This is a genomic window from Escherichia sp. E10V5 (genome assembly GCF_004212315.1).
Lineage (GTDB): Bacteria > Pseudomonadota > Gammaproteobacteria > Enterobacterales > Enterobacteriaceae > Escherichia.
In genome coordinates, this window is the sequence record NZ_RHJM01000025.1 from 104,772 (window position 1) to 131,398 (window position 26,627).

At 51.0% G+C, this 26,627-nt stretch carries 25 protein-coding genes and 2 pseudogenes; 11 read left to right on the forward strand and 16 right to left on the reverse strand.

Annotation, left to right across the window (positions count from 1 at the left end; all coding sequences use genetic code 11):
- From appB to D9738_RS18155, 3 genes are all read left to right on the forward strand, one after another.
- Positions 1-1,137: a cytochrome d ubiquinol oxidase subunit II gene (gene appB, locus D9738_RS18145; RefSeq protein ID WP_130205404.1), complete on the forward strand. Its 1,137-nt coding sequence runs from the start codon at positions 1-3 to the stop codon at positions 1,135-1,137.
- Between the two features lie 12 nt (positions 1,138-1,149).
- Positions 1,150-1,242 (forward strand): cytochrome bd-II oxidase subunit CbdX, encoded by a 93-nt coding sequence (cbdX, locus tag D9738_RS18150; protein WP_032161491.1) that lies wholly within the window; start codon positions 1,150-1,152, stop codon positions 1,240-1,242.
- Between the two features lie 81 nt (positions 1,243-1,323).
- Positions 1,324-2,622 (forward strand): AppA family phytase/histidine-type acid phosphatase, encoded by a 1,299-nt coding sequence (locus D9738_RS18155; RefSeq protein ID WP_130260796.1) that lies wholly within the window; start codon positions 1,324-1,326, stop codon positions 2,620-2,622.
- Between the two features lie 119 nt (positions 2,623-2,741).
- On the opposite strand, the gene etk is transcribed toward D9738_RS18155, so the two are convergent.
- The 8 genes and pseudogenes from etk to cspH all read right to left on the reverse strand — a co-directional run bounded on the left by etk (position 2,742) and on the right by cspH (position 11,110).
- Positions 2,742-4,922: a tyrosine-protein kinase gene (gene etk / locus D9738_RS18160; protein WP_130260797.1), complete on the reverse strand. Its 2,181-nt coding sequence runs from the start codon at positions 4,920-4,922 to the stop codon at positions 2,742-2,744.
- Positions 4,923-4,941: 19 nt separating this feature from the next.
- On the reverse strand, positions 4,942-5,388 hold the full coding sequence (gene etp, locus D9738_RS18165) for a protein-tyrosine-phosphatase Etp (RefSeq protein ID WP_000057871.1): 447 nt from the start codon (positions 5,386-5,388) through the stop codon (positions 4,942-4,944).
- A complete protein-coding gene (locus D9738_RS18170; RefSeq protein ID WP_001295357.1) occupies positions 5,376-6,515 on the reverse strand; it encodes a polysaccharide export protein in 1,140 nt (379 codons plus the stop codon). Before D9738_RS18170 ends, etp begins: the two co-directional genes overlap by 13 nt.
- A 45-nt stretch (positions 6,516-6,560) precedes the next feature.
- Positions 6,561-8,657, reverse strand: a complete 2,097-nt coding sequence (locus D9738_RS18175) for a YjbH domain-containing protein (RefSeq protein WP_130260798.1) — start codon at positions 8,655-8,657, stop codon at positions 6,561-6,563.
- On the reverse strand, positions 8,657-9,403 hold the full coding sequence (locus tag D9738_RS18180; RefSeq protein WP_130260799.1) for a capsule biosynthesis GfcC family protein: 747 nt from the start codon (positions 9,401-9,403) through the stop codon (positions 8,657-8,659). The genes D9738_RS18175 and D9738_RS18180 overlap by 1 nt, the downstream gene beginning before the upstream one ends.
- A pseudogene (gene gfcB, locus D9738_RS18185) lies at positions 9,400-10,044 on the reverse strand (lipoprotein GfcB). Before gfcB ends, D9738_RS18180 begins: the two are co-directional and overlap by 4 nt.
- A gap of 106 nt (positions 10,045-10,150) precedes the next feature.
- Entirely contained in the window at positions 10,151-10,456 is a 306-nt protein-coding gene (locus tag D9738_RS18190) for a hypothetical protein (protein ID WP_130260800.1), read from the reverse strand.
- A 441-nt stretch (positions 10,457-10,897) separates the two neighbouring features.
- The gene (cspH, locus tag D9738_RS18195) at positions 10,898-11,110 is read right to left on the reverse strand and encodes a cold shock-like protein CspH (RefSeq protein WP_130205408.1); all 213 of its coding nucleotides are present in this window, start codon (positions 11,108-11,110) and stop codon (positions 10,898-10,900) included.
- Positions 11,111-11,396: 286 nt separating this feature from the next.
- Here cspH and cspG point away from each other — a divergent pair, with 286 nt between their 5' ends.
- The 4 genes and pseudogenes from cspG (at position 11,397) to D9738_RS18215 (ending at position 12,175) form a co-directional block, all read left to right on the forward strand.
- On the forward strand, positions 11,397-11,609 hold the full coding sequence (cspG, locus tag D9738_RS18200; RefSeq protein ID WP_000066493.1) for a cold shock protein CspG: 213 nt from the start codon (positions 11,397-11,399) through the stop codon (positions 11,607-11,609).
- A 10-nt stretch (positions 11,610-11,619) separates the two neighbouring features.
- A complete protein-coding gene (locus D9738_RS18205; RefSeq protein ID WP_130205730.1) occupies positions 11,620-11,808 on the forward strand; it encodes a cold-shock protein in 189 nt (62 codons plus the stop codon).
- Positions 11,777-12,012, forward strand: a pseudogene (gene ymcE / locus D9738_RS18210) (protein YmcE). Before D9738_RS18205 ends, ymcE begins: the two are co-directional and overlap by 32 nt.
- Positions 12,002-12,175, forward strand: a complete 174-nt coding sequence (locus D9738_RS18215; RefSeq protein ID WP_130205410.1) for an addiction module toxin, GnsA/GnsB family — start codon at positions 12,002-12,004, stop codon at positions 12,173-12,175. Before ymcE ends, D9738_RS18215 begins: the two are co-directional and overlap by 11 nt.
- Positions 12,176-12,223: 48 nt before the next feature.
- Here the strand turns inward: D9738_RS18215 and D9738_RS18220 are convergent, their stop codons facing one another.
- Together D9738_RS18220 and torS are read right to left on the reverse strand one after the other, a co-directional pair.
- Entirely contained in the window at positions 12,224-13,297 is a 1,074-nt protein-coding gene (locus tag D9738_RS18220; protein WP_130260801.1) for a 4Fe-4S binding protein, read from the reverse strand.
- A 71-nt stretch (positions 13,298-13,368) separates the two neighbouring features.
- Positions 13,369-16,113, reverse strand: coding sequence for a TMAO reductase system sensor histidine kinase/response regulator TorS (gene torS, locus D9738_RS18225; protein WP_130260802.1), 2,745 nt, complete (start codon positions 16,111-16,113; stop codon positions 13,369-13,371).
- Between the two features lie 82 nt (positions 16,114-16,195).
- Between torS and torT the strand changes: the two genes are divergently transcribed.
- Positions 16,196-17,224 (forward strand): TMAO reductase system periplasmic protein TorT, encoded by a 1,029-nt coding sequence (torT, locus tag D9738_RS18230; RefSeq protein WP_130260803.1) that lies wholly within the window; start codon positions 16,196-16,198, stop codon positions 17,222-17,224.
- Here the strand turns inward: torT and torR are convergent.
- Positions 17,197-17,889, reverse strand: a complete 693-nt coding sequence (gene torR / locus D9738_RS18235; RefSeq protein WP_130258268.1) for a two-component system response regulator TorR — start codon at positions 17,887-17,889, stop codon at positions 17,197-17,199. The genes torT and torR overlap by 28 nt on opposite strands.
- Before the next feature lie 129 nt (positions 17,890-18,018).
- Here torR and torC point away from each other — a divergent pair, with 129 nt between their 5' ends.
- From torC to torD, 3 genes are read left to right on the forward strand one after another with little or no spacing between them, the layout of a single operon-like run.
- Entirely contained in the window at positions 18,019-19,191 is a 1,173-nt protein-coding gene (gene torC / locus D9738_RS18240; RefSeq protein WP_130260804.1) for a pentaheme c-type cytochrome TorC, read from the forward strand.
- On the forward strand, positions 19,191-21,737 hold the full coding sequence (torA, locus tag D9738_RS18245) for a trimethylamine-N-oxide reductase TorA (protein ID WP_130260805.1): 2,547 nt from the start codon (positions 19,191-19,193) through the stop codon (positions 21,735-21,737). The genes torC and torA overlap by 1 nt, the downstream gene beginning before the upstream one ends.
- Positions 21,734-22,333: a molecular chaperone TorD gene (gene torD / locus D9738_RS18250; protein ID WP_130260806.1), complete on the forward strand. Its 600-nt coding sequence runs from the start codon at positions 21,734-21,736 to the stop codon at positions 22,331-22,333. Before torA ends, torD begins: the two co-directional genes overlap by 4 nt.
- 142 nt (positions 22,334-22,475) lie before the next feature.
- Here torD and cbpM read toward each other — a convergent pair whose 3' ends face one another.
- From cbpM to D9738_RS18275, 5 genes are all read right to left on the reverse strand, one after another.
- Complete coding sequence (cbpM, locus tag D9738_RS18255; RefSeq protein ID WP_130205424.1) at positions 22,476-22,781, reverse strand: chaperone modulator CbpM; 306 nt, start codon at positions 22,779-22,781, stop codon at positions 22,476-22,478.
- Positions 22,781-23,701 (reverse strand): curved DNA-binding protein, encoded by a 921-nt coding sequence (gene cbpA, locus D9738_RS18260; protein WP_130205426.1) that lies wholly within the window; start codon positions 23,699-23,701, stop codon positions 22,781-22,783. The genes cbpM and cbpA overlap by 1 nt, the downstream gene beginning before the upstream one ends.
- A 213-nt stretch (positions 23,702-23,914) precedes the next feature.
- Positions 23,915-24,271 carry a RidA family protein gene (locus D9738_RS18265; protein ID WP_130260807.1) on the reverse strand — a complete coding sequence of 119 codons (357 nt, stop codon included), beginning with the start codon at positions 24,269-24,271 and terminating at the stop codon, positions 23,915-23,917.
- A complete protein-coding gene (locus D9738_RS18270) occupies positions 24,268-25,521 on the reverse strand; it encodes a D-amino acid dehydrogenase (RefSeq protein ID WP_130260808.1) in 1,254 nt (417 codons plus the stop codon). The genes D9738_RS18265 and D9738_RS18270 overlap by 4 nt, the downstream gene beginning before the upstream one ends.
- A gap of 50 nt (positions 25,522-25,571) precedes the next feature.
- Positions 25,572-26,486, reverse strand: coding sequence for a LysR family transcriptional regulator (locus D9738_RS18275; RefSeq protein ID WP_130260809.1), 915 nt, complete (start codon positions 26,484-26,486; stop codon positions 25,572-25,574).
- Positions 26,487-26,627 lie beyond the last annotated feature (141 nt).

Consider the following 26,627-nt stretch of genomic DNA (forward strand, 5'->3'; position numbering starts at 1 on the left):
ATGTTTGATTATGAAACATTACGGTTCATCTGGTGGCTGCTGATGGGCGTCATCCTGGTGGTCTTTATGGTCACCGACGGATTTGATATGGGGATCGGTTGTCTGCTGCCACTGGTGGCGCGTGACGATGATGAACGCCGGATAGTGATCAACAGCGTTGGCGCTCACTGGGAGGGTAACCAGGTCTGGCTGATCCTCGCAGGTGGGGCATTATTTGCCGCCTGGCCCAGAGTCTACGCAGCGGCGTTTTCTGGCTTTTATGTGGCGATGATCCTGGTGCTGTGCTCGCTGTTCTTCCGCCCATTAGCTTTTGATTATCGTGGCAAAATAGCGGATGCCCGCTGGCGCAAAATGTGGGATGCCGGTCTGGTCATTGGTAGTCTGGTCCCGCCTGTGGTCTTTGGTATTGCGTTTGGTAACTTGTTACTTGGCGTGCCGTTTAGCTTCACACCACAATTACGCGTGGAGTATCTCGGTAGCTTCTGGCAGTTGCTGACGCCATTCCCTTTGCTGTGCGGCTTGCTCAGTCTGGGTATGGTGATTTTGCAAGGGGGCGTCTGGTTGCAGCTGAAAACCGTTGGCGCTATTCATCTGCGTTCACAACTGGCGACCAAACGCGCCGCGCTGCTGGTGATGCTCTGCTTCCTGCTGGCGGGATACTGGCTGTGGGTCGGTATTGATGGCTTTGTGTTACTCGCTCAGGATGTCAACGGTCCGTCCAATCCACTGATGAAAATGGTGACGGTACTGCCAGGCGCCTGGATGAATAACTTCATCGAATCGCCAGTCTTGTGGATCTTCCCACTGCTCGGCTTCTTCTGCCCGTTACTGACGGCGATGGCAATTTACCGTGGTCGCCCCGGTTGGGGATTTCTGATGGCGTCATTGATGCAATTTGGTGTGATTTTCACCGCTGGCGTTACGTTATTTCCCTTTGTTATGCCTTCGAGTATCAGTCCGATATCTAGCCTGACCGTGTGGGACAGTACCTCCAGCCAACTGACACTTAGCATTATGTTAGTAATTGTACTGATATTTTTGCCAATAGTGTTGCTCTACACTCTATGGAGCTACTACAAAATGTGGGGTCGTATGACGACTGAAACTCTGCGCCGTCACGATCATGAGCTGTACTAAGGAGCATGAACAATGTGGTATCTATTGTGGTTCGTCGGCATTTTGTTGATGTGTTCGCTTTCTACCGTCGTGTTGGTATGGCTGGATCCGCGCCTGAAGGGATGACTGGGCGCACAACGAACTTAGGCCTGATACGACGCGTCGCATCAGGCAGTCATGTCGGATATGAAAAACGGAAACATATCGATGAAAGCGATTTTGATCCCATTTTTATCTCTTCTGATTCCGTTAACCTCGCCACCTGCATTCGCTCAGAGTGAGCCGGAACTGAAGCTGGAGCGGGTGGTGATTGTCAGCCGTCATGGCGTGCGTGCGCCCACCAAAGCCACGCCACTCATGCAGGATGTCACTCCAGACACATGGCCTGAGTGGCCGGTGAAATTGGGCTGGTTGACCCCGCGTGGCGGCGAACTGGTCACTTATCTTGGACATTATCAACGCCAACGCCTGGTCGCTGACGGTTTACTGGCAAAAAATGGCTGCCCGAAACCTGATCAGGTTGCGATTATTGCGGATGTCGATGAACGTACGCGTAAAACAGGTGAAGCCTTTGCTACCGGGCTGGCACCCAACTGTACGATTACAGTCCATACCCAGCCAGATACTTCCCGGCCCGATCCCCTGTTTAATCCCCTTAAAACTGGCGTTTGCCAACTGGATAAGACCAACGTTACCGCGACTATTCTCAGTAGAGCAGGGGGATCGATAGCGGAGTTTACCGAGCATCGGCAAACCGCATTTCGCGAACTGGAGCAGGTTCTCAATTTCCAGCAATCAAATCTGTGCCTCAAACGAGACAATCAGGACGAAAGTTGTACGTTGACTCAGGCATTGCCGTCCGAACTCAAAGTGAGGGATGACAATGTATCTCTGACCGGTGCGGCAAGTCTGGCTTCAATGCTGACGGAGATATTTCTCCTGCAACAGGCACAGGGAATGCCGGAGCCTGGCTGGGGGCGAATTACAGATTCACACCAGTGGAACACCTTGCTAAGTCTGCATAACGCGCAGTTTTATTTGCTGCAACGGACACCAGAGGTAGCCCGTAGTCGCGCTACGCCGTTGCTGGATTTAGTGCTGACGGCACTGACGCCAAATAACACGCAACAACAGGTTTATGGCGTGACATTACCCACTTCACTGCTATTTATTGCTGGACACGACACTAATCTGGCGAATCTGGGGGGCGCGTTAGAGCTTAACTGGACGCTACCAGGCCAGCCGGATAATACCCCACCGGGGGGCGAACTGGTTTTTGAACGCTGGCGGCGACTTAGTGATAACAGCCAGTGGATTCAGGTATCGCTGGTATTCCAGACCCTACAGCAGATGCGTGACAAAACTCCGTTGTCGCTAAAAACGCCGCCAGGCAAAGTGGAGTTAACGTTGGCTGAGTGTGGCGAAAGAAACGCGCAGGGCATGTGTTCGTTGGCTGGTTTTACGCAAATCGTGAATGAAGCACGCATTCCGGCATGCAGTTTATAATGCATAAAAAAGAGCATTCAGTTACCTGAATGCTCTGAGGCTGATGACAAACGAAGAACTGTCTGATGCGTAGACCGGAAAAGGCGTTCACGCCGCATCCGGCCACTTTACCTTCAGTTTTACTCTTTCTCGGAGTAACTATAACCGTAATAGTTATAGCCGTAACTGTAAGCGGTGCTGGCGCGTTTAATCACACCATTGAGGATTGCGCCTTTAATATTGACGCCTGCCTGTTCCAGACGCTGCATTGACAAACTCACTTCTTTGGCGGTGTTCAGGCCAAAACGTGCAACCAGCAGGCTGGTGCCGACATAGCGACCCACGACCGCAGCATCGCTCACCGCCAGCATCGGCGGCGTATCGACAATCACCAGATCGTAATGGTCGTTCGCCCATTCCAGTAATTGACGCATCCGATTGCGCATCAGCAGTTCAGACGGGTTAGGTGGCACCTGACCGCGAGTAATCACATCAAAGCCTCCTTTGCCAAAATGCTGGATCACTTTGTTGAGCTCATCTTTACCTGCCAGATATTCCGACAAGCCATGTTCATTACTCACGGTAAACAGGTTATGCGAATAACCACGGCGTAAGTCGGCATCAATAAATAACACTTTTTGATCGGACTGGGCGATCACCGCTGCCAGAGTTGAACTGACAAACGTTTTACCACTGTCTGGCGTCGCACCGGTGATCATCAGAATGTTATTCTCAGTCTCCATCATAGCGAAGTGCAGACTGGTTCGTAGCGCACGTACGGCTTCCACAGCAGAATCCGCCGGGTTATCCACCGCCAGGAAGGGGATATTTTTAGTACGATGGCGCTGCTGATTAGAAAATAAATTTTTCTTACGCAGACGGGTATGTTTATCCAGCCACTCGGACATCGGGATAGTGGCATAAACGCTGATGCCGTGCTCTTCCAGTTGTTCCGGTGCTTCTACACCACGACGCAACATCGCACGCGCCAGCACGGCACCCACCGAAATAAACAGGCCAAGAATAAAACCAAGCACCACATTCAACGCTTTTTTCGGTTTCACTGGCTGCGGCTGAGTGACTGCCGGGTCGATAATCCGCACGTTACCAATCGCACTGGATTTCGAAATACTCAACTCCTGCTGGCGGTTAAGTAATTGCAGATATACCGCACGGCCCGCTTCTACGTCACGGCTTAAACGCAACACTTCCTGTTGAGTGGAAGGCATTGCCGATACCCGCTTATTCAGGCGTTTGCGTTCTTGCTCCAGCGTCTGGCGTTTTTCCAGCAGCGCACGATAAGTTGGGTGATCTTTCTTATACAGCTGGGAGATCTCTGCCTCGCGGAAGGTCAGCTCGTTGAGTTGATTATCAACGTTAACAATCTGCTCAAGAACGGCTTTGGCTTCCAGGTTAAGGTCAACCGAATCGCGCTGCTGGCGATAAACGTTGAGTTTTTCTTCCGCCTGGTCCAGCTCGCTGCGCACTTCAGGCAACTGGCGCTGTAAGAATTCAAGGCTTTGTGAATCCTGCGCCGCCTGGCGAGCGATATTCTGTTGCAAATAGTTGTTAGCGATGCTGTTCAGAATACGAGTAATCAACTGGGGATCATCACCGGTCATGGTAAGTTCCAGCATCCCGCTTTCTTTACTGCGTTCGCTAACGGTAAAGGTTTCCTGCAACGCGTTAATCGCTTCCAGTTCGGTACGTTGGCTCAGGACAAACTGTGTTCCTGGTTTGGCCTGAATGTCCGCGATAGTCAGCGCAACGCCATCTTTTTCCAGACGCTGGCCGACCATACCATTGACGGTGAACTCTTCACCTTCCAGCGTATAGTGGCCGTTTTCCCCAACCGTGAGTGTCAGTTGCTGATCCTGACCATTCAGTTGTGGAATATGCATCCAGCTGATGGCCAGCTCACCTGGTTTCTCTTTGGTTAATCTCGCCCAGCCGCGACCCACAATCGGAAAATACTTCTGCTCAACCATGTCGCGCAGATTCAGTTCAGCAATGGTTTTACCGAGAATCATGCGCGATTGCAGCAGTTGGATCTCCGGTGCTGATTCGGGCGATGAGTTAGGGATCATATCGCTCAGGCCACTGAGAATGGCGTTGCCCTGTTTCTGCTCAACCTGGACCAGAGTATCTGCCTGATAAATTGGCGTGCTTAACAGCGAGTAAGCGACAGCGATCAGCGTGAATAACGCGGTCACGCTGATAATAAACTTACGGTGATCCCATAACTCGCCGACCAGACGAAGCAGATCGATCTCATTTTCCTGAGTGCTGCCTGGTGGCGTATTCATATTTTTAGTTGTCATCGTATTTTATAAACTCAAATTACCGGCTGAGGCGCTTCGCCCATTCCTGACTGGCGCGCTCCAACATACCGTAGACATGTTCAAATGCGTCCTGACTTTTACGATAGGGATCCGGGATCTCTTTCTGTTCCAGCCATTGCCCAAACAGCATTGTCTTCCCTCGGACCTCGGGAGCGATTGCGGTAACCTGAGCAATATGCTCTGACTCCATTGCCAGAATCAGATCGTAATTTCGTGCCATCTCAGCAGTGAGCTTACGTCCGGCATGTCCTTCAAGAGATACGCCATGATTAGCGGCAACATCTGCCGCTGTTGCATCTGCAGGGTGTTTTACCAGACCATGAACACCTGCCGATTTGACTTTTACCCCTGGCAGACGTTTACGCAGCAAGCGCTCGCCAATGGGCGAACGGCAAATGTTGCCGGTACAAACCACCAGGATTGAGTTAAATTTTAGTTGGGCCATGTTTGAATCCACCGTGAAGTCTCTGTCAGGTCATGCACCCCGGAAATCGTCGGTACCAGTAGAGAAATCACACGGTTCCAACGAGCCAGCGGCGCAGTAGTGACATAAACAATGTCGTAAGGTTCAAGCTGGAATTCCGTTCCGAGTATCATTGCCGATGCGTCCTTCGCATTCAGCTGATAAATATTGGCGATTTTGCCATTCTGCTTGTTTTGCGTTGCACGAATAACAAAAATCCCCGTCGCATCAGCGACATCCTGATTCATACCCTCAGCGTTACCCAGCGCTTCCGCCAGGGTCATACCGCTGCGGTCCATTTTCAGCGTGCTCTGTTTACCCACTTCACCCATCACGAAGACTTTCAGATCATCGTTGCGCGGAATAAATAAAATATCGCCCGGGTGCAGCAGTTTGTTCTGGCGCAAGTCGCCACGCTGCATCAGCGCATAGAGGTTCACTTTGGTCTTTACGCCATTCTGGGTGAGCACCACGTTGCGCCAGTCTGCATCTGCGGTCAGACCGCCCGCGGCGTTAATCGCATCCATGATGGTCAGAGGAATATTGGTAATCGGTTGCTGACCCGATTTGCTGACTTCGCCGGTGACGTACGCTTTTTGCGATCGGAACGCCGCGACGCTGACATCGACCTGCGGGCTTTCAATAACTGAATCGAGACGCGCTGTAATCTCGTTGCGTACCTGGGTAAGTGTTTTCCCGGCCACTTTCAGGCGACCAATATACGGGTAGAAAATCGCACCATCGGCGTTAACCCAGTTGCCGGTATCACTGGCGCTACGGTATTGCCCTGCGGGCGTGGTTAGTTCCGGGTGATCCCAGACCGTAACCATCAACACATCACCAATGCCGATGCGATATTCATAGTTCGCGATTTGCTGCTCCAGCTCCGGGTTAGCCTGCGACATAATCGGTTTGGCGCGCAGCTGATCAATCAATCCTGGCGTGACGGGATAGATATTGACCATTTTGTCCAGGTCATACTGATTGTCAGGTAGTTCAATGACATCCTTGTTACTGGTCGATAAATTCTGACCAGGAACAAGGGTACATGCTGTCAAAGACAGAACAGCCAATGTCAGTACCGAAAACTTAAAAATGTTCTTTTTCATTGGTTTATATTTATCAGTCAATGTAATGTTATGAATTACGTCAGGTTATTGTCCAACCGGTACTTCTCGCTCTGCCGTCATTGGATAGAGCTGGTATTTACGTGACAGCATTTGTCCACCATCACGCGTCAATGGTGTCCACGAAACCACCGCGCGGTTGCGGTTAGGTCCAATGGTCATCAAGTCGAACGGAATCGAGATATAAAAGCCTTTACTAAAGCCGCCTTCGCCGTAGTCATCTTTTGATACGTTACTGATTGCCGCCCATACCCCTACTGCCACGCCGCTGTCAAAGCGTTTGGCGACGTCGATCGTTGCGCCTTTATCTTTTGCCAGATATTGCCCAACGCTAAGTTTCATCAGTACGCCATTGAGCGTCGGCGGGTTCCAGTAAGCCGTCACGAAACCTGTTGGCGTGGAATAATCGGTGAAGCGCATCATGTTGTCCCAGTCACGCTGCTTCACGTAGTTAACGTCCACACCCAGCGCCCAGCTGGCATCTAGCGGGCGATAAAGCAGCTCGGAACCGACACCGGCATACATCGTTTCCAGATAACCGCCATACACCTGGCCATAGAAACCATTGCCTAAGTCGGCAAAGTAGTTCGCCTGCAAGTTGTTGAGATAAACGTCATTGCGAACGTAATCACGGATATGCGTGCGCACGCGGGGCAGGGTAGAGTCCGCGGGTAACAGTGAAGACTTAAACTTGTCGTAGTTGTTGTAAATATTGGTGAAAATACCGCCATCAAGCAGCAGGTGGTCGGTAAACCAGTAGCGGGCGCTGGACATCAGCCCCAACTGGAACATATAGAAATCTTCCGGGCCGCCCAGCGACTGTGAAAGTGTTGGGTTGAAAGAGTAGCTAAAGCGATCTTCACGAATACGGTAGCCCCGACCAAAGGCAGAAAGATCTTCAGCTTCAACACGTTGTTGTTGAAGCTGCTCGGATTTACCAGGCGCTGTACCTGCCAGCTGTTTGCGCAGGCTGGCTACGTCGGTTTCGGTAGTCACCATCGCCATATGCTCGCGCTTTTGCGTCACGCTAATCTTCTCAACGCCTTGCGGCAGGTTATTCACCAGAATCCGGTTGGCACGATCGACCGCTTCACGAGAGTCACGGTATTTGTATTGCTGACCAGACATATACAGCGTCTTATCGCGTAGCTGAATTTCTGGCGCGTCAAAGCCCGCGTTATACTTCAGCGCGGTAAGTTGGTTTGCTACCGTGGTGTACTGCAAACCTTCAGACTCTGGCGCAGGCTGCCAGGCCGGTTTTGGCGTATCGCGTAGGGCAGGGCGCAGATCGTTGAAATTGGTCCGTAAAGTGAAACCAAACATCAACGTGTTACCGCGTTCATAACTGAGGTTGAGGTCTGCCCAGCTGGCAGCGCGATAAACTGCACCGACGTTGAAATGGCTTGCCTGAGGCAGTTTGCCAGCGAAATCATTCTGGTAATTGTTGCCGTCGTATTCGAGTTTCAGACGCAGGGGATTCCACGGCGTTTGATACTCAATGCCGCCAAAGATGGAGGCCGGGCCACGAAAGATATCGCTAAAGCTGATATCGCCCGCATCGTGAGACTCTGCACGATGACAATATTTATCGCTCACCCGGCAAAACGGGTTGGTAATATTGCCCGCATTACCGGCGTAGCCCCATGCCATCCCGAGGGTGAAATCAAATGGCCCCGCTTGCTTGCTGGCCACCAAATACTCACCGTCAAACAGCCCCGTACCAGCAATATCACGTTTACCAAACGCCACTTGCGGTAGCCAGTAATCTTCTTCCCACAGGCGAAGTTTAAAATCGAATGATTTGTCTTTGTATGACTGATCGCCGCTGAAATCTTCCCACTGGCTATATTTGCGTGTGCGCACATCCGTATAACGAATGGTGCCTTCCAGCCATGGGAACAGCGCCACGGAGGTGGAGTAGAAACGGTATTGATCGTTATCCCGGTAGTTGACGCTGAATTCACCTTCCGGTGCGATGCGCGCATTTGGCATCTGCAACAATCCTGTGCCGCCAAAGTCTGATTGCGACGAACCCAGCGGATCCGGGTAGGTTAATACTTCAGCATGACAGGCACTGGAGACGGCAATGGCCAGGCAGCTTAAAAGATAAGAATTCTTCTTCATCAGTCAGGAACACGTTGCGTTAAAACAGACACAATCTGGTCATTTAAATCAGCATATTTTTCGGGCAGTACATGCGCAGAAAAGCCCAACCAAAGCTGGCTGCCAGGCGGTGGTTCCACATGTCTTTTATTCCACAGGGCAACAGGGGCGACGACAGTCTCACCCTCAGGCGTAATCGCCATAACGTTATTCTTGTCCGCGCCTGCAAGACGGGGGTGATCTTGCAGATAATCGATAACGCTACGGCCTGCCTGCCAGGGCAATTGCCCAGCCCCAGAAACCGCACCCAGCAGAGTAATAGTCACCGGGCGCTGTACGGTATAGAGCGCATAGTCCCCGACCAGCGGAGGATTGCTGTTCTCATCCACTCGTACAAAATCAGGGTCCAGTTTGACCGGTAAGCGACCAGTGATATTGAGATTGAGTAACTGCTGGCGCACGGATTTAATCGTTGCCGCCACATCGTCGTCAGCTTCTGCTTCCCAGGAAGCAAGCTGTGCCATGACATGTTGGTAGTCTTTAAGCGCTTTAGCTTTCGCCGCAGAGTCGGTCAGCAAGGCACCAGGCCACCAGAGGCGATCGCGCAGTTGCGGTTGTGTCACCAACTGGACAACATTCTCCACGGGGCCAACGGAAAGTGTCTGTTGTTCGCCAGGCAGATAAATAGTCACCGTTCCTTGCGCAAAGGCATGGGGTGTCATTACGTAAAGTACGCTGGCAATGAAATACGACTGTAATTTATTCATGGTGCGGGTTTAAGAAACGTCATTTCTACGGGAATAACCCCTGCGCCTAACATTTGCCGACTTTGACGAACCTGGCCAGTAGCCGAATCGACCTAGAATGTGTTTTGCCACTGTTTTTCTGGCAGCGTGGAAGTCACCTCTTCCTGCCAGACATTACACAGCACATCGCGACCCGCAATATTCAGCGTCTCTAATCCAGCAAAGGAAAAAGTGGAACTCAGGGTCGCAGAGCGAAAATGGTTGTCTTCACTCCAGAGAATATCGCGCGTCCAGCGGCCGCCGTCTTTTATTGCCAGCGCGTTACGCAGAGGGTCCTGCCCGGAATTTGTCACTTCCAGCAGATTATTATTAAGTTTGACGGTCTTTAAAAGACGTCCATTGTGGGTAACCAGCATGGCGTTATCCTTGGATAACCATTTGCTTTGTTCTTGTTCTATATATCCCAGTACCACAAAGATTCGTTGCCCTTCATTAAGGCGTAAATACATCGTGGAATAAGGTAACGCCTGGATCTGCTGATCCGCTACGGTGATATCCTGATTATCGAAAAGGCTGGCGCGAAATGTATCGACCATACTTTGCTGGCTGTGCGTACATCCCGCAAGAAATAGTGCGAAAATCGATAAAATAAGAGGGCGCACCTTTAATCCTTGAAAGGTTAATTAAAAAAATGCAAATCTCTAAAGCCCGGTACGAATATCGCAACCGGGTATTATTTAACTTTAATTTCGACGCGTTTAAGTAGAATTAGCGCGTAGTGGACGTGGTGGTTGAGGTGTTATGAGAACCGCCATCGCCACTGTCATTTGCTGCAACTACTGCCAACGTCGCCACACCAACAGCCGTTGCCACACCGACAACCGTCGCCGTGCCGATAGCGCCAGCGGCTACGCCGCCAGTAGTCGCAGCAGTCGTGGTTGCGCCGGTAGTGGTCGCTGTGGTGCCAGTTGTACCCGTCGTTGCTTCGGTCCCGGTTGCTGCTTCAGGTGCAGCAAACGCAGCTGGCGTCGTCAACATGAAGGCCATAAGGATTGCAGAAAGCTTGTGTTTCATAACTTTTCCTTTATTCATCGCATGGACAATACGTACGCTTGAGATCAGGATTGTCTACTTTGAGTATAACATCCTTGTGAAATCTCCCTTTCCTCATACCGCCTGCACTATATACTGCGAGTGGGAAAGGCGCGCAGAGGGAAATATAAGATTGTTAACGATTTCCCTCTGGAAATACGACTTGCTAGCATAAGATAAATCTTAGGAAAATACAAATTAAAGATAAGAAAATCGTTAAGAAAGCTATTAACTATTGTTTGTAATATAGTTTCAAGAGGTACTATAACTGGCTGTTAAGTGGCATTTATAACTATTAGGTTCAGTGATATTCGGTTAAATGGATTCGTATATTGGTGAAAAAGTAACTTGCGTTATAATATGTGATGTTGACTATTGAGTTATTCCAATAAAACCAGTCAGCTTTAAACAAGCAGCGTCATATTAAGAGAGATAAACATTTGCCGCTGAGGGGCCACGCAGGCCATTGACGCGGCAAAATTCCACGCGTAACCCTGGGGTGAGCACTTCTGCGTCGCGGGGGGTGAATGCGGAAATATGGACCTGGACTTCTTTACGACCGTCGGAGGGGATGATGAATCCTTTGCCGCTTTTGCGATCAAAGGTTTTGACAATTCCTGTCATTTTACGGGACAAACAAATTCCTTACTGATAAATCTGCGCTGCACTATACGGTCTAAATAAAATAAAGCCAGTTTTATTTAAGACCGCTGGACGGCCAAAATAAAGTTTGCTTAATATTATTTATCATGCGTTAATAGCTGCGTCGGTTTGAAAGACAGACATCATACAAAGTAGTTTACTAAAGCAGTTCTCATTATCAGGCATTATCCCCTTCTTTTGAGTCTCTCTCCTGAACACTAAGTAGTTTCTGTATTAAAGCCCTGTTTGCCGAAAGGCCCAAAATGAAGGAAGTAATAATATGTCTAATAAAATGACTGGTTTAGTAAAATGGTTTAACGCAGATAAAGGTTTCGGCTTTATCACTCCTGATGATGGCAGCAAGGACGTTTTCGTCCATTTCACCGCCATCCAGAGCAATGAATTCCGCACGCTGAACGAAAATCAGAAAGTCGAATTTTCTATTGAGCAGGGGCAACGTGGTCCCTCGGCAGCGAACGTTGTTACGCTCTAAGGTTGCCGCTATTACTCAGCATCTCCATTTCCGCTGTCCATGTTGTCATGGTTCACAGTACCGCACATCGGCATTCGATGTGACGGAGCGAAACCCTTTAGGTGCAAAGTGTATTTTCTGTAAATCGATGATGATCACCTTTGATAACATCGCATTGCAAATACGCACTGACCAGACACCACTGGATTTCACCAAATAATATCAGGCTCCCTCGTGGAGCCTTTTTTATATCTGGCTTATTTTTCCTCAACTCTGTATGTATAATAAGCGATAACCTGTTGATTATTGAATCTTTCAGGGAGATGGCTTATAACATTTCTTACCTGACCAGGTACCGGGAACCAACACCTTACTGGCGTGTTGCTGTCTTTTAAGACCAGAAGAGGTTAACAGTGAATATTGAAGAGCTAAAAAAACAAGCCGAAACGGAAATCTCAGATTTTATCGCGCAAAAAATCGCCGAATTTAACAAGAACACAGGGAAAGAAGTCTCTGAAATTCGCTTCACCGCGCGGGAGAAAATGACCGGGCTTGAAAGTTATGATGTCAAAATCAAAATAATGTGATTTTGTGAACATCACCCCGTGCGAGGTGATGTTCCGCTTGTTGCTAATTTAGTGACCAATCATTGGCGCTTGTGGAATTAAGCGTCGGTACAACTCCTCTGGCACCGGGCTCTGCCATACTCCCGCATACATCGCATAAGCAATCACCGCGAACATAATTCCCAATACCAGTAGTGCCATGAGCCAGCCAGACAAGGCAAAGACCTTTTTATTTGCCGCAGGTTTTTGCAGCGAAAAGGTCAATGTTGAGGCCACCGGGCATGACTCCACGCAGGTCATACAACCGGTACATTCCACCGTTCTGACCTGAATTAATTTATCGACTGGGATCCGTGATGGGCAATTTTTCGCACATTTACCGCAGTCGATACAGCTTTCGGCATTGCGACGAATCTTAAAAGGCGATAATAGCGAAACCAGTCCCATCAGCGCACCATATGGGCAGAGATAACGACACCAGGCATGGCGAATAAATAGGCTGGCATTCAGCAAAACCGTCACGCTGATTAATGTCGCTTTCCCCATATGGCGAAAGAAATCGAGCATTTTAACGTCCATTACCACGCTATAAGGCGATAGCATAAAATAGTGAATCGCCTGGGCGGGCATGAATAACGCGATATAAAGAAAAAAGCTTAATAGCAAATATTTCACCGCGCGTAGAGGAATATCCAGCCAGCGGGGAGGGGCGAATTGTCGACCAAACAGTTTTTTCCCGAGATCGCCAATTAATTCAGAGAGCGTACCAACAGGGCATAGCCACGAACAAAAGGCTTTTTTCAGCAGTAAGCTAATAATGATAAAAGCGGCCAATAACAGCATCGCGGCGGCGTGCACGGAAGGTAACTGACCTGTTGCAAGGCTGTATTTCAGATTCATCAGACCAGCAATAGGTAGCCAACCTTCAATGCCCCCCGGTCTGGCGACAAATGCAGTATTACCTGCTGTTTCGTAATAGCGCACCCAGTACCAAAAGGTGACGGCAATATAAATATTGATTGCCAACAGTAATAATTGCGTCGCTTTACGCCAGGTCGTGGCATTGCGCCAGTCATTCCACGGTAATTTACCGCCCGTCGTGCCTGGCCGTCGCTGCCAGCGGATTCTTTTTTTCTCTGTCATAATTTTGCCCGCCCGTTAAGTTGCATGCTAAATACCACTATTCTAAGTTTTCTCAACGGGATGATATTGATTCACATCGGGTTTGGGGCGTTCTTATTCAGCCACTGTTCCAGGGCCGCGATGCTACGCGTAATTTCTTCACGCGGCAGGGCCGCGGTTAATGGTTCCAGCTCAAGTTGTCCGCACAACTGACTGGCACTGCGCATGCCCAGACTGGCACAGCTGCTTTTCAACTGGTGCGCGGCACGTTTGATTTTGTCGCTGTCGTGACTGGCGCGGGCAGTGTCCATTTCATCGAGAAGGGGCAGGGCATGTTGTTTAAATAATGCCAGCCATTCGTGGATTTTCTCCACCCCCATTAACTGCGCATCTTCATTGAGCTGCGATACATCCAGTGGTTGATGGTTATGTGTTTGCAGGTGCAGATAGTGAGCCAGTAACTGACCAAGCACTTCACGCGACACCGGTTTAAGGATAATTCCGCGAAATAGCGCACTGGTACGCTGGCGCAGCGTTTCGTCGATGACATGGGCGCTAAAGCCAATCAAAACCAGCGACGGATATTGCAGCGAAAGTTGCCGGGCAAGTGTAATGCCGTCGATATCCGGCAGATCAAAATCCACCAGCGCGGCAGCAAACGGTTCACTATTTTGCAGAGCATCTAAAGCCTGCGCGGCATTTCCTACGGCTGTGACCTGAGCGCCACTGGTGTTAAGTATCTCGATGGTAATACGCTGCGTTAGCGGGTTATCTTCAATCAACAGTAATCGTAAACCGTCCAGACGCACCGCCTGATTGACTGTTTTTGGTGCGGGCGCAGTGGCAACACGTAATGGTAACCGTAAGCCAAAACAGCTTCCTGCTCCCGGCGTGCTGGTGGCGTACAGTTCGCCGCCCATCGCCTGGGCCAGACGGCTACTGATAGTCAACCCCAGCCCGGTGCCGCCGCGTTTACCGCTCACCTGAACAAACGGCTGAAAGATATCAGCCAGTTTCGCGGGATCAATACCACAGCCGCTGTCTTCCACTTCGACCAGCCATTGTTCGTCATCAGTGCGACTACGCAGGATAATGTGCCCTTCGTCGGTGAAACGCAGGGCGTTGCTCAACAAATTGGTAATAACCTGGCGAATACGTCGCGGATCGCCCATTAACGCGGTTGGTACATCGTCGGCAATTTCTGTTGCCAGGCGAATCGGGCGACCTTTCACCCTTCCGTTCATTAATTGCAGGGTACTTTCCAGCAGCGGGCGCGGTTCAAAGGGTTCATCGCTGACCGAAACATTCTTGCCGCCTGCTTCGATAGCCGAATAATCGAGAATATCGTTGAGGATGGTCAGCAACGATTCGCCAGAGTCAGTAATCGCCCGCAAATCATCACGCTGGGCGTTAAGCGCCGGGTTATCTGCCAGCAACTGCGCGGTGCCGAGAATTCCGTACAGCGGAGTGCGGATCTCATGGCTCATCGCAGCCAGAAACGCAGATTTTGCCTGGCTGGCTTTTTCTGCTTCCGCCCGTGCCTGTCGGTGTTCTATCACCAGTTCCTGCAATTCAGCTGTACGCGCTTTGACCTGCGCCGCCAGCTGTTCGCGGTGGCGATTAAGCGCATGAACACTGCTGCGAAACGCATCCATCAGCCGCCCGATGGTGTCCAGCTCCCGCACGCCAGCGGTTTCCGGGAAAGGGGAGTCGATATCACCATCCAGCAAGCGTTGCAGCGCCTGCGTTTGTTCGGCAAGTGGACGCGTGACTGAGCGATAAACCACGCGCCAGAGGATCAGAATCAGTGCGCAAAGAGAAACTATTCCCAGCAATAACAGGCTGTATTGCCCGCGTGCACTGGCTTTTTCCAGATGCGCCAGCCCGTGCTGATTACGCAGCTCAATGGTGTCGACCAGCTGACTGACTTCGCTACTAAACTGCGCGAACTGGGCGATGTTATTTTGGGCGAGAGTTTGCAGGCGATTGCTGATTTCACTGTCCTGCTGATACAGCGCCAGCAAATCGCTATATTGGCTAACGGTAGTTAACGTTGTTGCGACCTGAGCACGAACTCCCGGATCTTCAATGCGTATTTGCCGACGTTGCAGAATTTTCACCGCATTATTGAGCTGCTTTTCCAGCGTTGGCGCATTTTTCTGGATCTGTTCCAGCCCCAGATTCATCACCATTTGCTGCACCCGCAGGGCGCTAAGGCGCAGTTCATTCATCTGGTTAACGTACTCAAGATCGATATCAATTAGCCGATCGAGTGCGCTTTCTGCGGCCTGACGCTGATGTTGTTCGATCAAATCGTAAATCCCGGCCTGGGTCGCTCCGGCGGAGGTTGCCGCATTATTCGCCTGACCTTGCGCCAGGCGTGCGATCTCATCGGCGGCGGCGACTATCTGCTGACTGAGTCGCTGTTGTTGCTGGCGCAGTTGCAAACGCTGCCCCACCAGTTCCCCTTGTTGACGTAACGAACGGGAGATCTCCTGCTCCTGTTGTTCAATAGCGGAGGTGTCAAAACCTTGTTCCCGTAACGCTTGCAGCAACGCATTAATCTTCAGGCTTTGTGCGGTGAGCATTCGCCCCTGTGCCTGCCACATCTTTTCGTTATCGGCACTGGTCAGGTTCTGCGCGGCGAAAAGTTCCCAGGCGCTGGCTTCGCTCAACTGGCGCGCCATATTCATGGTAGGAATCAATGCCTGAGTGTTGTCTTTTTCCACCTGGCTGATAAAACGCAGGTTGTACCATCCCACCAGGGTACTGGTCAGGGTTAACAGCGCCATCAGGGCAAAGCCCATCCAGAGTCTTCGGGTCAGGGTTAAATTCACGGTCAGTGTACTTAAGGTGAAAAAGGTTGAGTCGCAAAGCGGAATGCATCTAGCATAAAGCCTTATTATTGATGAGGCTATCATGCGCGTACTGCTATTTTTACTTCTTTCCCTTTTCATGTTGTCGGCATTTTCGGCTGATAATCTGCTGCGCTGGCATGATGCGCAGCATTTCACGGTGCAACCTGTTATGCCGTTAAAGGCAAATCGTCCCTGGAAGTTGTGTGCGCTTTACCCCAGCCTGAAAGATTCATACTGGTTATCGTTGAACTATGGAATGCAGGAGGCTGCTCGCCGCTACGGTGTGGATTTAAAAGTGCTGGAGGCAGGCGGCTACAGCCAGTTGGCTACTCAGCAGGCGCAAATCGACCAGTGTAAACAGTGGGGCGCAGAGGCCATTTTGCTCGGCAGCAGTACGACGTCATTTCCCGACCTGCAAACGCAGGTAGCAAGTCTGCCGGTGATCGAACTGGTAAATGCTATTGATGCTCCCCAGGTGAAAAGCCGCGTTGGCGTGCCCTGGTTTCAGATGGGCTATCAACCAGGGCGATATCTGGTGCAATGGAGCCACGGAAAACCATTGAACGTGCTGTTGATGCCCGGCCCCGATAACGCCGGGGGCAGTAAGGAGATGGTAGAGGGTTTTCGCGCAGCCATAGCCGGAAGCCCGGTGCGTATTGTCGATATTGCGCTCGGCGATAACGATATTGAAATCCAGCGTAACCTGTTGCAGGAGATGCTGGAACGCCATCCAGAAATCGACGTCGTTGCCGGAACGGCCATTGCGGCAGAGGCGGCAATGGGTGAAGGGCGCAACCTGAAAACGCCGCTTACCGTGGTGTCGTTTTATCTTTCACATCAGGTGTATCGCGGGCTGAAGCGGGGAAGAGTGATTATGGCTGCCAGCGATCAAATGGTCTGGCAGGGGGAACTGGCCGTTGAGCAGGTCATCAGGCAATTACAGGGGCAATCGGTGTCTGATAATGTCAGCCCACCGATTTTAGTCCTGACGCCGAAAAATGCCGACCGCGAACATATCCGCCGCTCGCTGTCGCCAGGGGGATTTCGTCCGGTCTATTTTTATCAGCACACATCAGCGGCTAAGAAATAACCTTCGCCATGTTGTGTCACCAGTAAATCCGCGCTGAGTTTATGACGTAAACGACGAATTAACACATCGACAGTGCGCAGGTCAGGGTTTTCCACCCGACGGGCAGAGAGCATACGCAGCAGACGTTCGCGGCTGAGAATTTCGCCGGGATTGGTCACAAACGCCACCAGCATTTCATACTCTGCGCGGGTCAGTTTAATCGGTTCGCCATCCAAATCCAGCGTATGGCGCGACACATTCAGGCAATAACCGGCAAAGCGATAGCAGTTGTCCTGAGTGAGCGGTTGAGCTTGTCGCGCGAGGTCGATTCGCCAGAGCAGATTTTTCACCCGTACTACCAGTTCGCGCAGTTCCAGCGGTTTGGTGACGTAATCGTCTGCGCCCATTTCCAGCCCAACAATCCGGTCAATCCGATCGCTGCGTCCGGTAACCAGAATAATCCCCACCGTTGAGCGTTCTCGCAGGGCGCGGGTTAACATCAGGCCATTTTCATCGGGCAAATTGATATCCAGCAGAATTAAATCCACTGATTGATTTTGCATAATTTCCCGTAGCCCGGCACCGCTCGCCGTAACGGAAACGGTATACCCCTCCTGAGTGAAGTAGGTTTGTAATCGCGCCTGGGTAACCGGCTCATCTTCAACAATAACAATGTGATGTGGCATCAGAGAGTTTTACTCATTCTGTTCATATCTGTTCATATTCTGCCGTAAGCCGTTCATCCTGACCAGTGCCGCTGTTCATATTTACTCATTAAGATCGCTTCACTAAACCATAATTTTACAGGGGCTATTATGCGGAAACTCTGGAACGTGCTACGCCGACCCAGTGCTCGTTGGTCGGTACTGGCGCTGGTCGCTATTGGGATTGTGATTGGCATTGCGCTGATTGTATTGCCACACGTTGGGATCAAAGTCACCAGCACAACCGAATTTTGTGTCAGTTGCCACAGTATGCAACCGGTGTATGAAGAATATAAACAGTCGGTGCATTTCCAGAACGCCTCCGGCGTGCGAGCTGAATGCCATGACTGTCATATCCCGCCGGATATTCCAGGCATGGTGAAGCGCAAACTGGAAGCGAGCAACGATATCTACCAGACCTTTATTGCCCACTCCATTGATACACCTGAGAAATTCGAAGCAAAACGCGCGGAACTTGCCGAGCGTGAATGGGCGCGAATGAAAGAAAACAACTCGGCAACCTGCCGCTCCTGCCATAACTACGATGCGATGGATCATGCGAAGCAGCATCCTGAAGCGGCACGTCAGATGAAGGTGGCAGCGAAAGATAATCAATCCTGCATCGACTGTCATAAAGGTATTGCCCACCAGTTACCGGATATGAGTAGCGGCTTCCGTAAGCAGTTCGATGAGCTGCGCGCCAGTGCTAATGACAGTGGTGACACGCTGTACTCCATTGATATTAAGCCGATTTATGCGGCGAAAGGCGATAAAGAAGCGTCTGGTTCACTGCTGCCTGCTTCGGAAGTGAAAGTCCTTAAACGTGACGGCGACTGGCTGCAAATTGAAATTACCGGCTGGACGGAAAGCGCCGGACGTCAGCGTGTACTCACCCAATTCCCAGGTAAACGCATCTTTGTTGCCTCGATTCGTGGTGATGTGCAGCAGCAGGTGAAAACGCTGGAGAAAACCACCGTAGCCGACACCAATACCGAGTGGAGCAAGTTGCAGGCCACCGCGTGGATGAAGAAAGGTGACATGGTGAACGATATCAAACCGATCTGGGCTTATGCGGATTCGCTGTACAACGGCACCTGTAACCAGTGCCACGGCGCACCGGAAATATCCCACTTTGACGCTAACGGTTGGATCGGCACGCTCAACGGCATGATTGGCTTTACCAGCCTCGATAAACGTGAAGAACGCACCTTGTTGAAATATCTGCAAATGAATGCGTCTGGCACCGCAGGTAAGGCTCACGGCGATAAGAAGGAAGAAAAATAATGAACAATAACGAGCTCTTTCAGGCATCACGTCGGCGTTTTCTGGCACAACTCGGCGGCTTAACTGTCGCCGGGATGCTGGGGCCGTCATTGTTAACGCCGCGCCGTGCGACTGCGGCGCAAGCGGCGACTGAGGCCGTCACCTCGAAAGAGGGCATTCTTACCGGCTCGCACTGGGGGGCTATCCGCGCGACGGTGAAGGAGGGGCGCTTTGTGGCGGCAAAACCGTTCGAACTGGATAAATATCCGTCGAAAATGATCGCCGGATTGCCGGACCACGTACACAACGCGGCGCGTATTCGTTATCCGATGGTACGCGTGGACTGGCTGCGTAAGCGCCATCTGAGCGACACCTCCAAGCGCGGTGATAACCGTTTTGTGCGCGTGAGCTGGGATGAAGCCCTCGACATGTTCTATGAAGAACTGGAACGCGTACAGAAAACTCACGGGCCGAGTGCCTTGCTGACCGCCAGCGGTTGGCAATCGACGGGGATGTTCCATAACGCTTCGGGGATGCTGGCGAAAGCTATTGCCTTGCATGGTAATAGCGTTGGTACCGGCGGGGATTACTCCACCGGTGCTGCGCAGGTGATCCTGCCGCGTGTCGTTGGCTCCATGGAAGTGTATGAACAGCAAACCTCCTGGCCACTGGTCTTGCAGAACAGCAAAACCATTGTGCTGTGGGGCTCCGATTTGCTGAAAAACCAGCAGGCAAACTGGTGGTGCCCGGATCACGATGTTTATGAATATTACGAGCAGCTAAAAGCGAAAGTCGCAGCCGGTGAAATTGAGGTCATCAGCATCGATCCGGTTGTCACATCCACCCATGAGTATCTGGGGCGCGAGCATGTGAAGCACATTGCGGTTAACCCGCAAACTGACGTGCCGTTGCAACTGGCGCTGGCGCATACGCTGTACAGCGAAAACCTGTACGACAAAAACTTCCTCGCCAACTACTGCGTGGGCTTTGATCAGTTCCTGCCGTATCTGTTGGGCGAGAAAGACGGTCAGCCGAAAGATGCCGCATGGGCTGAAAAACTGACTGGCATTGATGCCGAAACCATTCACGGGCTGGCGCGGCAGATGGCGGCCAACAGAACGCAGATTATTGCTGGCTGGTGCGTACAGCGTATGCAGCACGGTGAACAGTGGGCGTGGATGGTTGTGGTTCTGGCGGCGATGCTGGGACAAATTGGCCTGCCGGGCGGTGGCTTTGGTTTTGGCTGGCACTATAACGGTGCAGGCACGCCGGGGCGTAAAGGCGTCATTCTGAGCGGTTTCTCCGGCTCAACGTCGATTCCGCCTGTCCACGACAACAGCGACTACAAAGGCTACAGCAATACCATTCCGATTGCCCGTTTTGTCGATGCGATCCTCGAACCGGGGAAAGTAATCAACTGGAATGGTAAATCTGTAAAACTGCCGCCGCTTAAAATGTGTATTTTTGCCGGAACTAACCCGTTCCATCGCCATCAGCAGATCAATCGCATTATTGAAGGCTGGCGCAAGCTGGAAACGGTTATCGCCATAGATAACCAGTGGACCTCAACCTGCCGCTTTGCCGATATCGTGCTGCCTGCGACCACGCAGTTTGAGCGTAACGATCTCGACCAGTACGGCAACCACTCCAACCGTGGCATTATCGCCATGAAACAGGTCGTGCCGCCGCAGTTCGAGGCGCGTAACGACTTTGATATTTTCCGCGAGCTGTGCCGTCGCTTTAATCGCGAAGAAGCCTTTACCGAAGGGCTGGACGAAATGGGCTGGCTGAAACGCATCTGGCAGGAAGGTGTACAACAAGGCAAAGGACGCGGCGTTCATCTGCCAGCGTTTGATGACTTCTGGAATAACAAAGAGTACGTCGAGTTTGACCATCCGCAGATGTTTGTTCGCCACCAGGCATTCCGCGAAGATCCGGATCTCGAACCGCTGGGCACGCCGAGTGGCCTGATTGAGATCTACTCGAAAACCATTGCCGACATGAACTATGACGATTGTCAGGGACATCCGATGTGGTTTGAGAAAATCGAACGTTCCCACGGTGGGCCCGGCTCGCAGAAATATCCGTTGCATCTGCAATCTGTGCATCCGGATTTCCGACTTCACTCGCAGTTATGTGAGTCGGAAACGCTGCGTCAGCAATATACGGTAGCAGGTAAAGAGCCAGTGTTCATTAACCCGCAGGATGCCAGCGCGCGCGGCATTCGTAACGGTGATGTGGTACGCGTCTTTAACGCTCGCGGTCAGGTGTTGGCAGGGGCAGTCGTTTCTGACCGCTATGCACCCGGTGTGGCGCGAATTCATGAAGGGGCATGGTACGATCCAGATAAAGGCGGCGAGCCTGGTGCGCTGTGTAAATACGGTAACCCCAACGTGTTGACTATCGACATCGGTACTTCGCAGCTAGCGCAGGCGACCAGTGCGCACACTACGCTGGTAGAAATTGAGAAGTACAGCGGAACAGTGGAGCAGGTGACGGCGTTTGATGGTCCCGTAGAGATGGTGGCGCAGTGCGAATATGTTCCGGCGTCACAGGTGAAATCATGACTATCCTTACGCCACAACAGATTGCCTGTGTTTACGCCTGGCTGGCGCAGTTGTTCTCCCGTGAACTGGATGATGAACAACTGACGCAAATCGCCAGTGTGCAGATGGCTGAATGGTTTTCTTTGCTGAAAAGCGAACCGCCGCTGGCTGCGGCGGTGAACGAACTGGAAGCTAAAATCGCCGCCTTGACGGTACGTGACGATGCCCGTCTGGAACTGGCCGCTGACTTTTGCGGCCTGTTTCTGATGACCGACAAACAAGCGGCGCTGCCGTATGCATCAGCCTACAAACAGGACGAGCAAGAGATTAAACGCTTGTTAGTTGAGGCAGGTATGGAAACCAGTGGCAATTTTAACGAACCGGCAGATCATCTGGCGATCTATCTGGAGTTGTTGAGTCATCTGTATTTTTCGCTCGGAGAGGGAACCGTTCCTGCGCGAAGAATCGACAATCTGCGGCAAAAAACACTGACGTCGCTGCGGCAATGGTTACCAGAGTTTGCTGTGCGTTGCCATCAGTATGACAGCTTTGGTTTTTACGCGGCACTAAGCCAGTTATTGCTTGCAATAACCAATAGAGATAATGCCGATTGGTAGGCCTGATAAGACGCGTTAAGCCTCGCATCAGGCATTATGGCATAGCTGCCGGATGCGGCGTGAACGGCTTATCCGGCCTACGGGAACGGTGATTTTTGTAGGCCTGATAAGACGCGTTAAGCGTCGCATCCGGCAGCCACACTCACGGGTGAGCCACAAACCGGGAAAGCCGCTGGCGTAACAGACGGTTTTCCTGTTTCAGATGTGCAATATCATCCATTAACGTTAGCGCCACCGCGATCCCCGGCCAGTCCAGCGCCAGTTCCTGACGTAGACGTACCGCGCGTTGCACCACAATGGCGGCATGGTCATCAAATACCCAGGTTGTTTCCTGGATCTCTCTCGGTTCAACCACCCCCAAACCGACAATTTCATTCAACTCCTCTTCAGAAATGCCGGTATGCAGGCAAAACTCGGTAATGGTAAAAGTCACCGTAACATGAGCCATTATGCTTTCCCCCAATCTTTACGTGGATCAAAAGACGACTGGGCGTCTGCCAGTTGTTGCCACAGCGCGGCAGTATTTTCATCCGGTTTCGGCGGCATGACGATTTTCAGCACAGCATACAAGTCACCAGTCTGTTTTTTGCTTACCAGACCTTTGCCTTTAATGCGCAATCGTTGCCCGGCCTGACTGCCTGGCGGAATGGTCAACAAAATGCTTTCTTTCAGCGTTGGTACAGTGACTTTGCTACCCAGAGCCGCTTCCCACGGGCTAACCGGCACCACAATTTCCAGATCCTGACCGACAATATCAAACAACGGATGCGGGGCTATATGAATCACCAGCCACAGGTCGCCATTTGGACCACCGTTTTCGCCTGGCGTCCCCTGGCCTTTCAGGCGGATACGTTGACCATTGCCGACGCCCGCCGGGATCTTCACATTCAGCGTTTTCGGGATTTCCTGTTCGATCATGCCAAAGGCGTTATAAACCGGCAGGTTATAGCTGATGGTACGTTTGTGCTCAGTAAGCGTTTCTTCCAGGAATACCGCAACTTCAATTTCAATATCGTGGCCACGTGTGGCGGGGCGTTGACGGCTCTGGCGGGCATGTTGACCGAAAATTGACGAGAAGATATCGTCAAAATCTTCGGCATTGAAACTCTGACCGTCGCCATGCTGGAACTGGCGGTTGAATTGCGGATCGTTGCGATGCTGCCACATCTGATCATATTCAGCGCGACGCTGTTCATCACTTAGCACTTCCCAGGCTTCAGCAACCTCTTTGAAGCGGGCTTCGGCATCGGGCTCTTTGCTGACATCAGGATGGTATTTGCGGGCCAGTCGACGATAGGCGGTCTTGATTGTCTTGAGATCGTCCGTCGGTTTCACGCCCATGATGGCGTAATAATCCTTTAATTCCATAGCGTTATCTCGCGTAAATCAATACAGACAAAGGGAAACCCCTGACAAGGTATCAGAGTTAAGTGTAGGGGAAATCAGAAAAAATCGTAGGCCAGTGATAAAAACATAACTAAAAATGATATTTTCAGCCTGAATTTTGGCAGGTAAAAGAGGGGACGTTTAACCTTCATAGATGCCCCATGACGACGTTGTCAGGGGGCGGAAAATGGTGAATTATCCTGCTTTTACCGCAGTGATCATCACTTCAACCAGAATCTCCGGGCGGGCCATCTCAGCCTGCACGGCAGCACGTGCCGGGCTATATCCTTCTGGCATCCAGTTAACCCATACGTCGTTGAAATCGGCAAAATCGCGGCTGATATCTTTCAGCCATACCTGAGCGGACAAGAGATGAAATTTATCACTGCCAGCTTCAGCAAGTAATGCGTCGATTTTCTCCAGCACTTCGCGCGTTTGTTGCGCGATGTCAGGAGTATTGCTCTTCGGTGTCTGACCGGAGAGAAATACAAGATTGCCATATTCCACACTGGCGGCAAGACGAGGTTGTGGGTTATTACGTTTGATATTCAAGCTGATTGGCTCCATGTCAGTCCATCAAGGGAAATTGCGGGATCTTCGCCCGACAGCAGCGCGCCTAACACTACGGCACTACCTGCCGCCAGCGTAAAACCCAGACTGCCCTGACCAAGATTCATCCACAGATTTTGATACTTCGCCCGTCCTAATAGTGGCGGACCCGCAGGGGTGGATGGACGCATACCTGTCCATAATTCGGCATCATCGATGCCTTGCAGTTGCGGAAAACTGCTAGCTACGATCTGCTTTAAGGCATTGATTCGTTCAGGGCGCAATTCATTTCCGTCATAGCCAATATCGACCATAGCGGCGATACGCAACCGCTCACCGAGTCGGGCATAGACAATTTTATGACCGTAGTCGGTGACACTGATTTGCGGTGCGATCCCCATTTCTTGTGGGAAGGGAAGCGTCAGACTGTAACCTTTAAGACCGCAGATCGGTACGTGAGTCCCGGTTTCGGCAAGTAAATGCTTACTACCATTACCCGCGGCAACGACATAATCATCCGCAACCAGCGTTCCTGTGCTGGTGGTAAGGGAGTCAATGCGCTCGCCTTTTTTATTCAACTGCAAAACTTCACAATCGGTTTGTAGCGAAAAATTTGCGCTGGCATTAAGTTTGGCAAGTAATGCCTGGCAGAACTTATAGCAGTCCGCCGTTTCATCTCCGGGAGAGTAAATACCGCCACACAATGAATGACCAATATGTTTTAGTGCTGGTTCAAGATGAACGCACTCTTCGCGTGATAAAGCCTGTTGAAATTGCTGATTAATGCCTTTTGCCGCTTTGGCTAAATCTTGCGGGCGGCGATGAATAATCAGTTTGCCAGAACGGCGCCAGTGAAAATCATCAAGATTATCTTCCAGCAGCCACTCTTCCATGACCTGACGGCTTAACAGTGATAAGCGTAAAATATGGTCGCCATTGAGTTTATTTGTCCGGCTATTGCAGGCCAATAAAAATTCCAGCAACCAGCGCCACTGGCTAAATGACATGCGCAAACGCATATTCAGGGGAGAGTTGCTTTTCCCCATCCATTTAAGCCCCTGCATCGGTACGCCTTTATCCGCCAGAGGAGCAACGTAGCGATAACTGAGTTGCCCACCATTAGCGAAACTGGTGGCGATACCTGCCTGACTGTTGCGTTCTAACAATTGTACCTGATGGCCCTGTTTTACCAGCACCCATGCTGTTGCCAGACCAATTACCCCGCCGCCAATAATTACAATGCGTTTTTTCATCACCTGAGATATCCACCGCTAATAAATGCGTTGGGGTTATGTCAAAACATTTAGGCCTGAGGAGCAATTGACTTTTTATTTTCAGGGTATAACTCAAGGTTAATGGCTCGCAGTTGCTGACGTAATTGCTGGCAAAGGAAATCGACAAATTTTTGTGTAATGGGACTAAGTGAAACGTCGGCACGGCGTAGCAAACAAAGGTCCATTTTCATTGGGGGTTCGATGGGGTGAATCGTCTCTGCCGGAAGGTTATGACGGGCAGAGAAAATATCGGTAATACTGCATCCCATTCCGCGTTTTACAAATTCCGTGGCCATGTAATAGGTCTGGACATTCAGGCGCGTTGTCAAAAAATCACGTCGTTTAGCTATTGCATCGGAAAGGGAATGAGGGCCGGGAGAAATCCAGCGTTGTTGGTCAATCTTGTCTATTTCTACTGCGCCCTGGCGATAGTCCCGGTCGATATAAACCAGCGGAACTTCGGCTATCAGCGTCGTCATAATTTCCCCCTGTTGAATCGGCTGTAGCGTCAGGGCCAGATCAATCTCACGCAGATCAAGCTTTTTAACCAACGTTTCAGTGTGCTCTGTCGTCAGTGTCATGACCAGATTCGCATTCTGCTGGTAAAACGCCGTGACTATTTCCGGCACCAGACTTAATCCCAGGCTTGGCAGGCATCCCAGGGCTATTCTGGCTCGCGGATCTCGCGTCAGGTTATCGGCCAGCAGTCGCAGGTTGTCGAGTTCGTGATAAATCGACTGCGCTTTTTCAAAAAGTGTGATCGCTTCGCTGGTTGGAAGAAGCTTGCCACGAACTCGCTGAAAGAGCTGAAAACCGAGTTTTTGCTCAGCGTTTTTTAACGCTTTACTGGCGGCCGGTTGGGAAATATTCAGCGATTCCGCTGCCCGTGAAAGTGTCCCGCATGTCATCACAGCATAGAAGATTTCCAGGTGGCGCAGTTTCATTAAGAGTTAACCCAGAGTTATAGACGATAGATAAAAAGTCATTTTATGGTAACACCAAGTTAACATAAATTTAATCTGTAACGTCTGTTCTGGTAACAATGCGTTATTTGCCCACCTAAAGGGGTTAATTACGAACTCAGA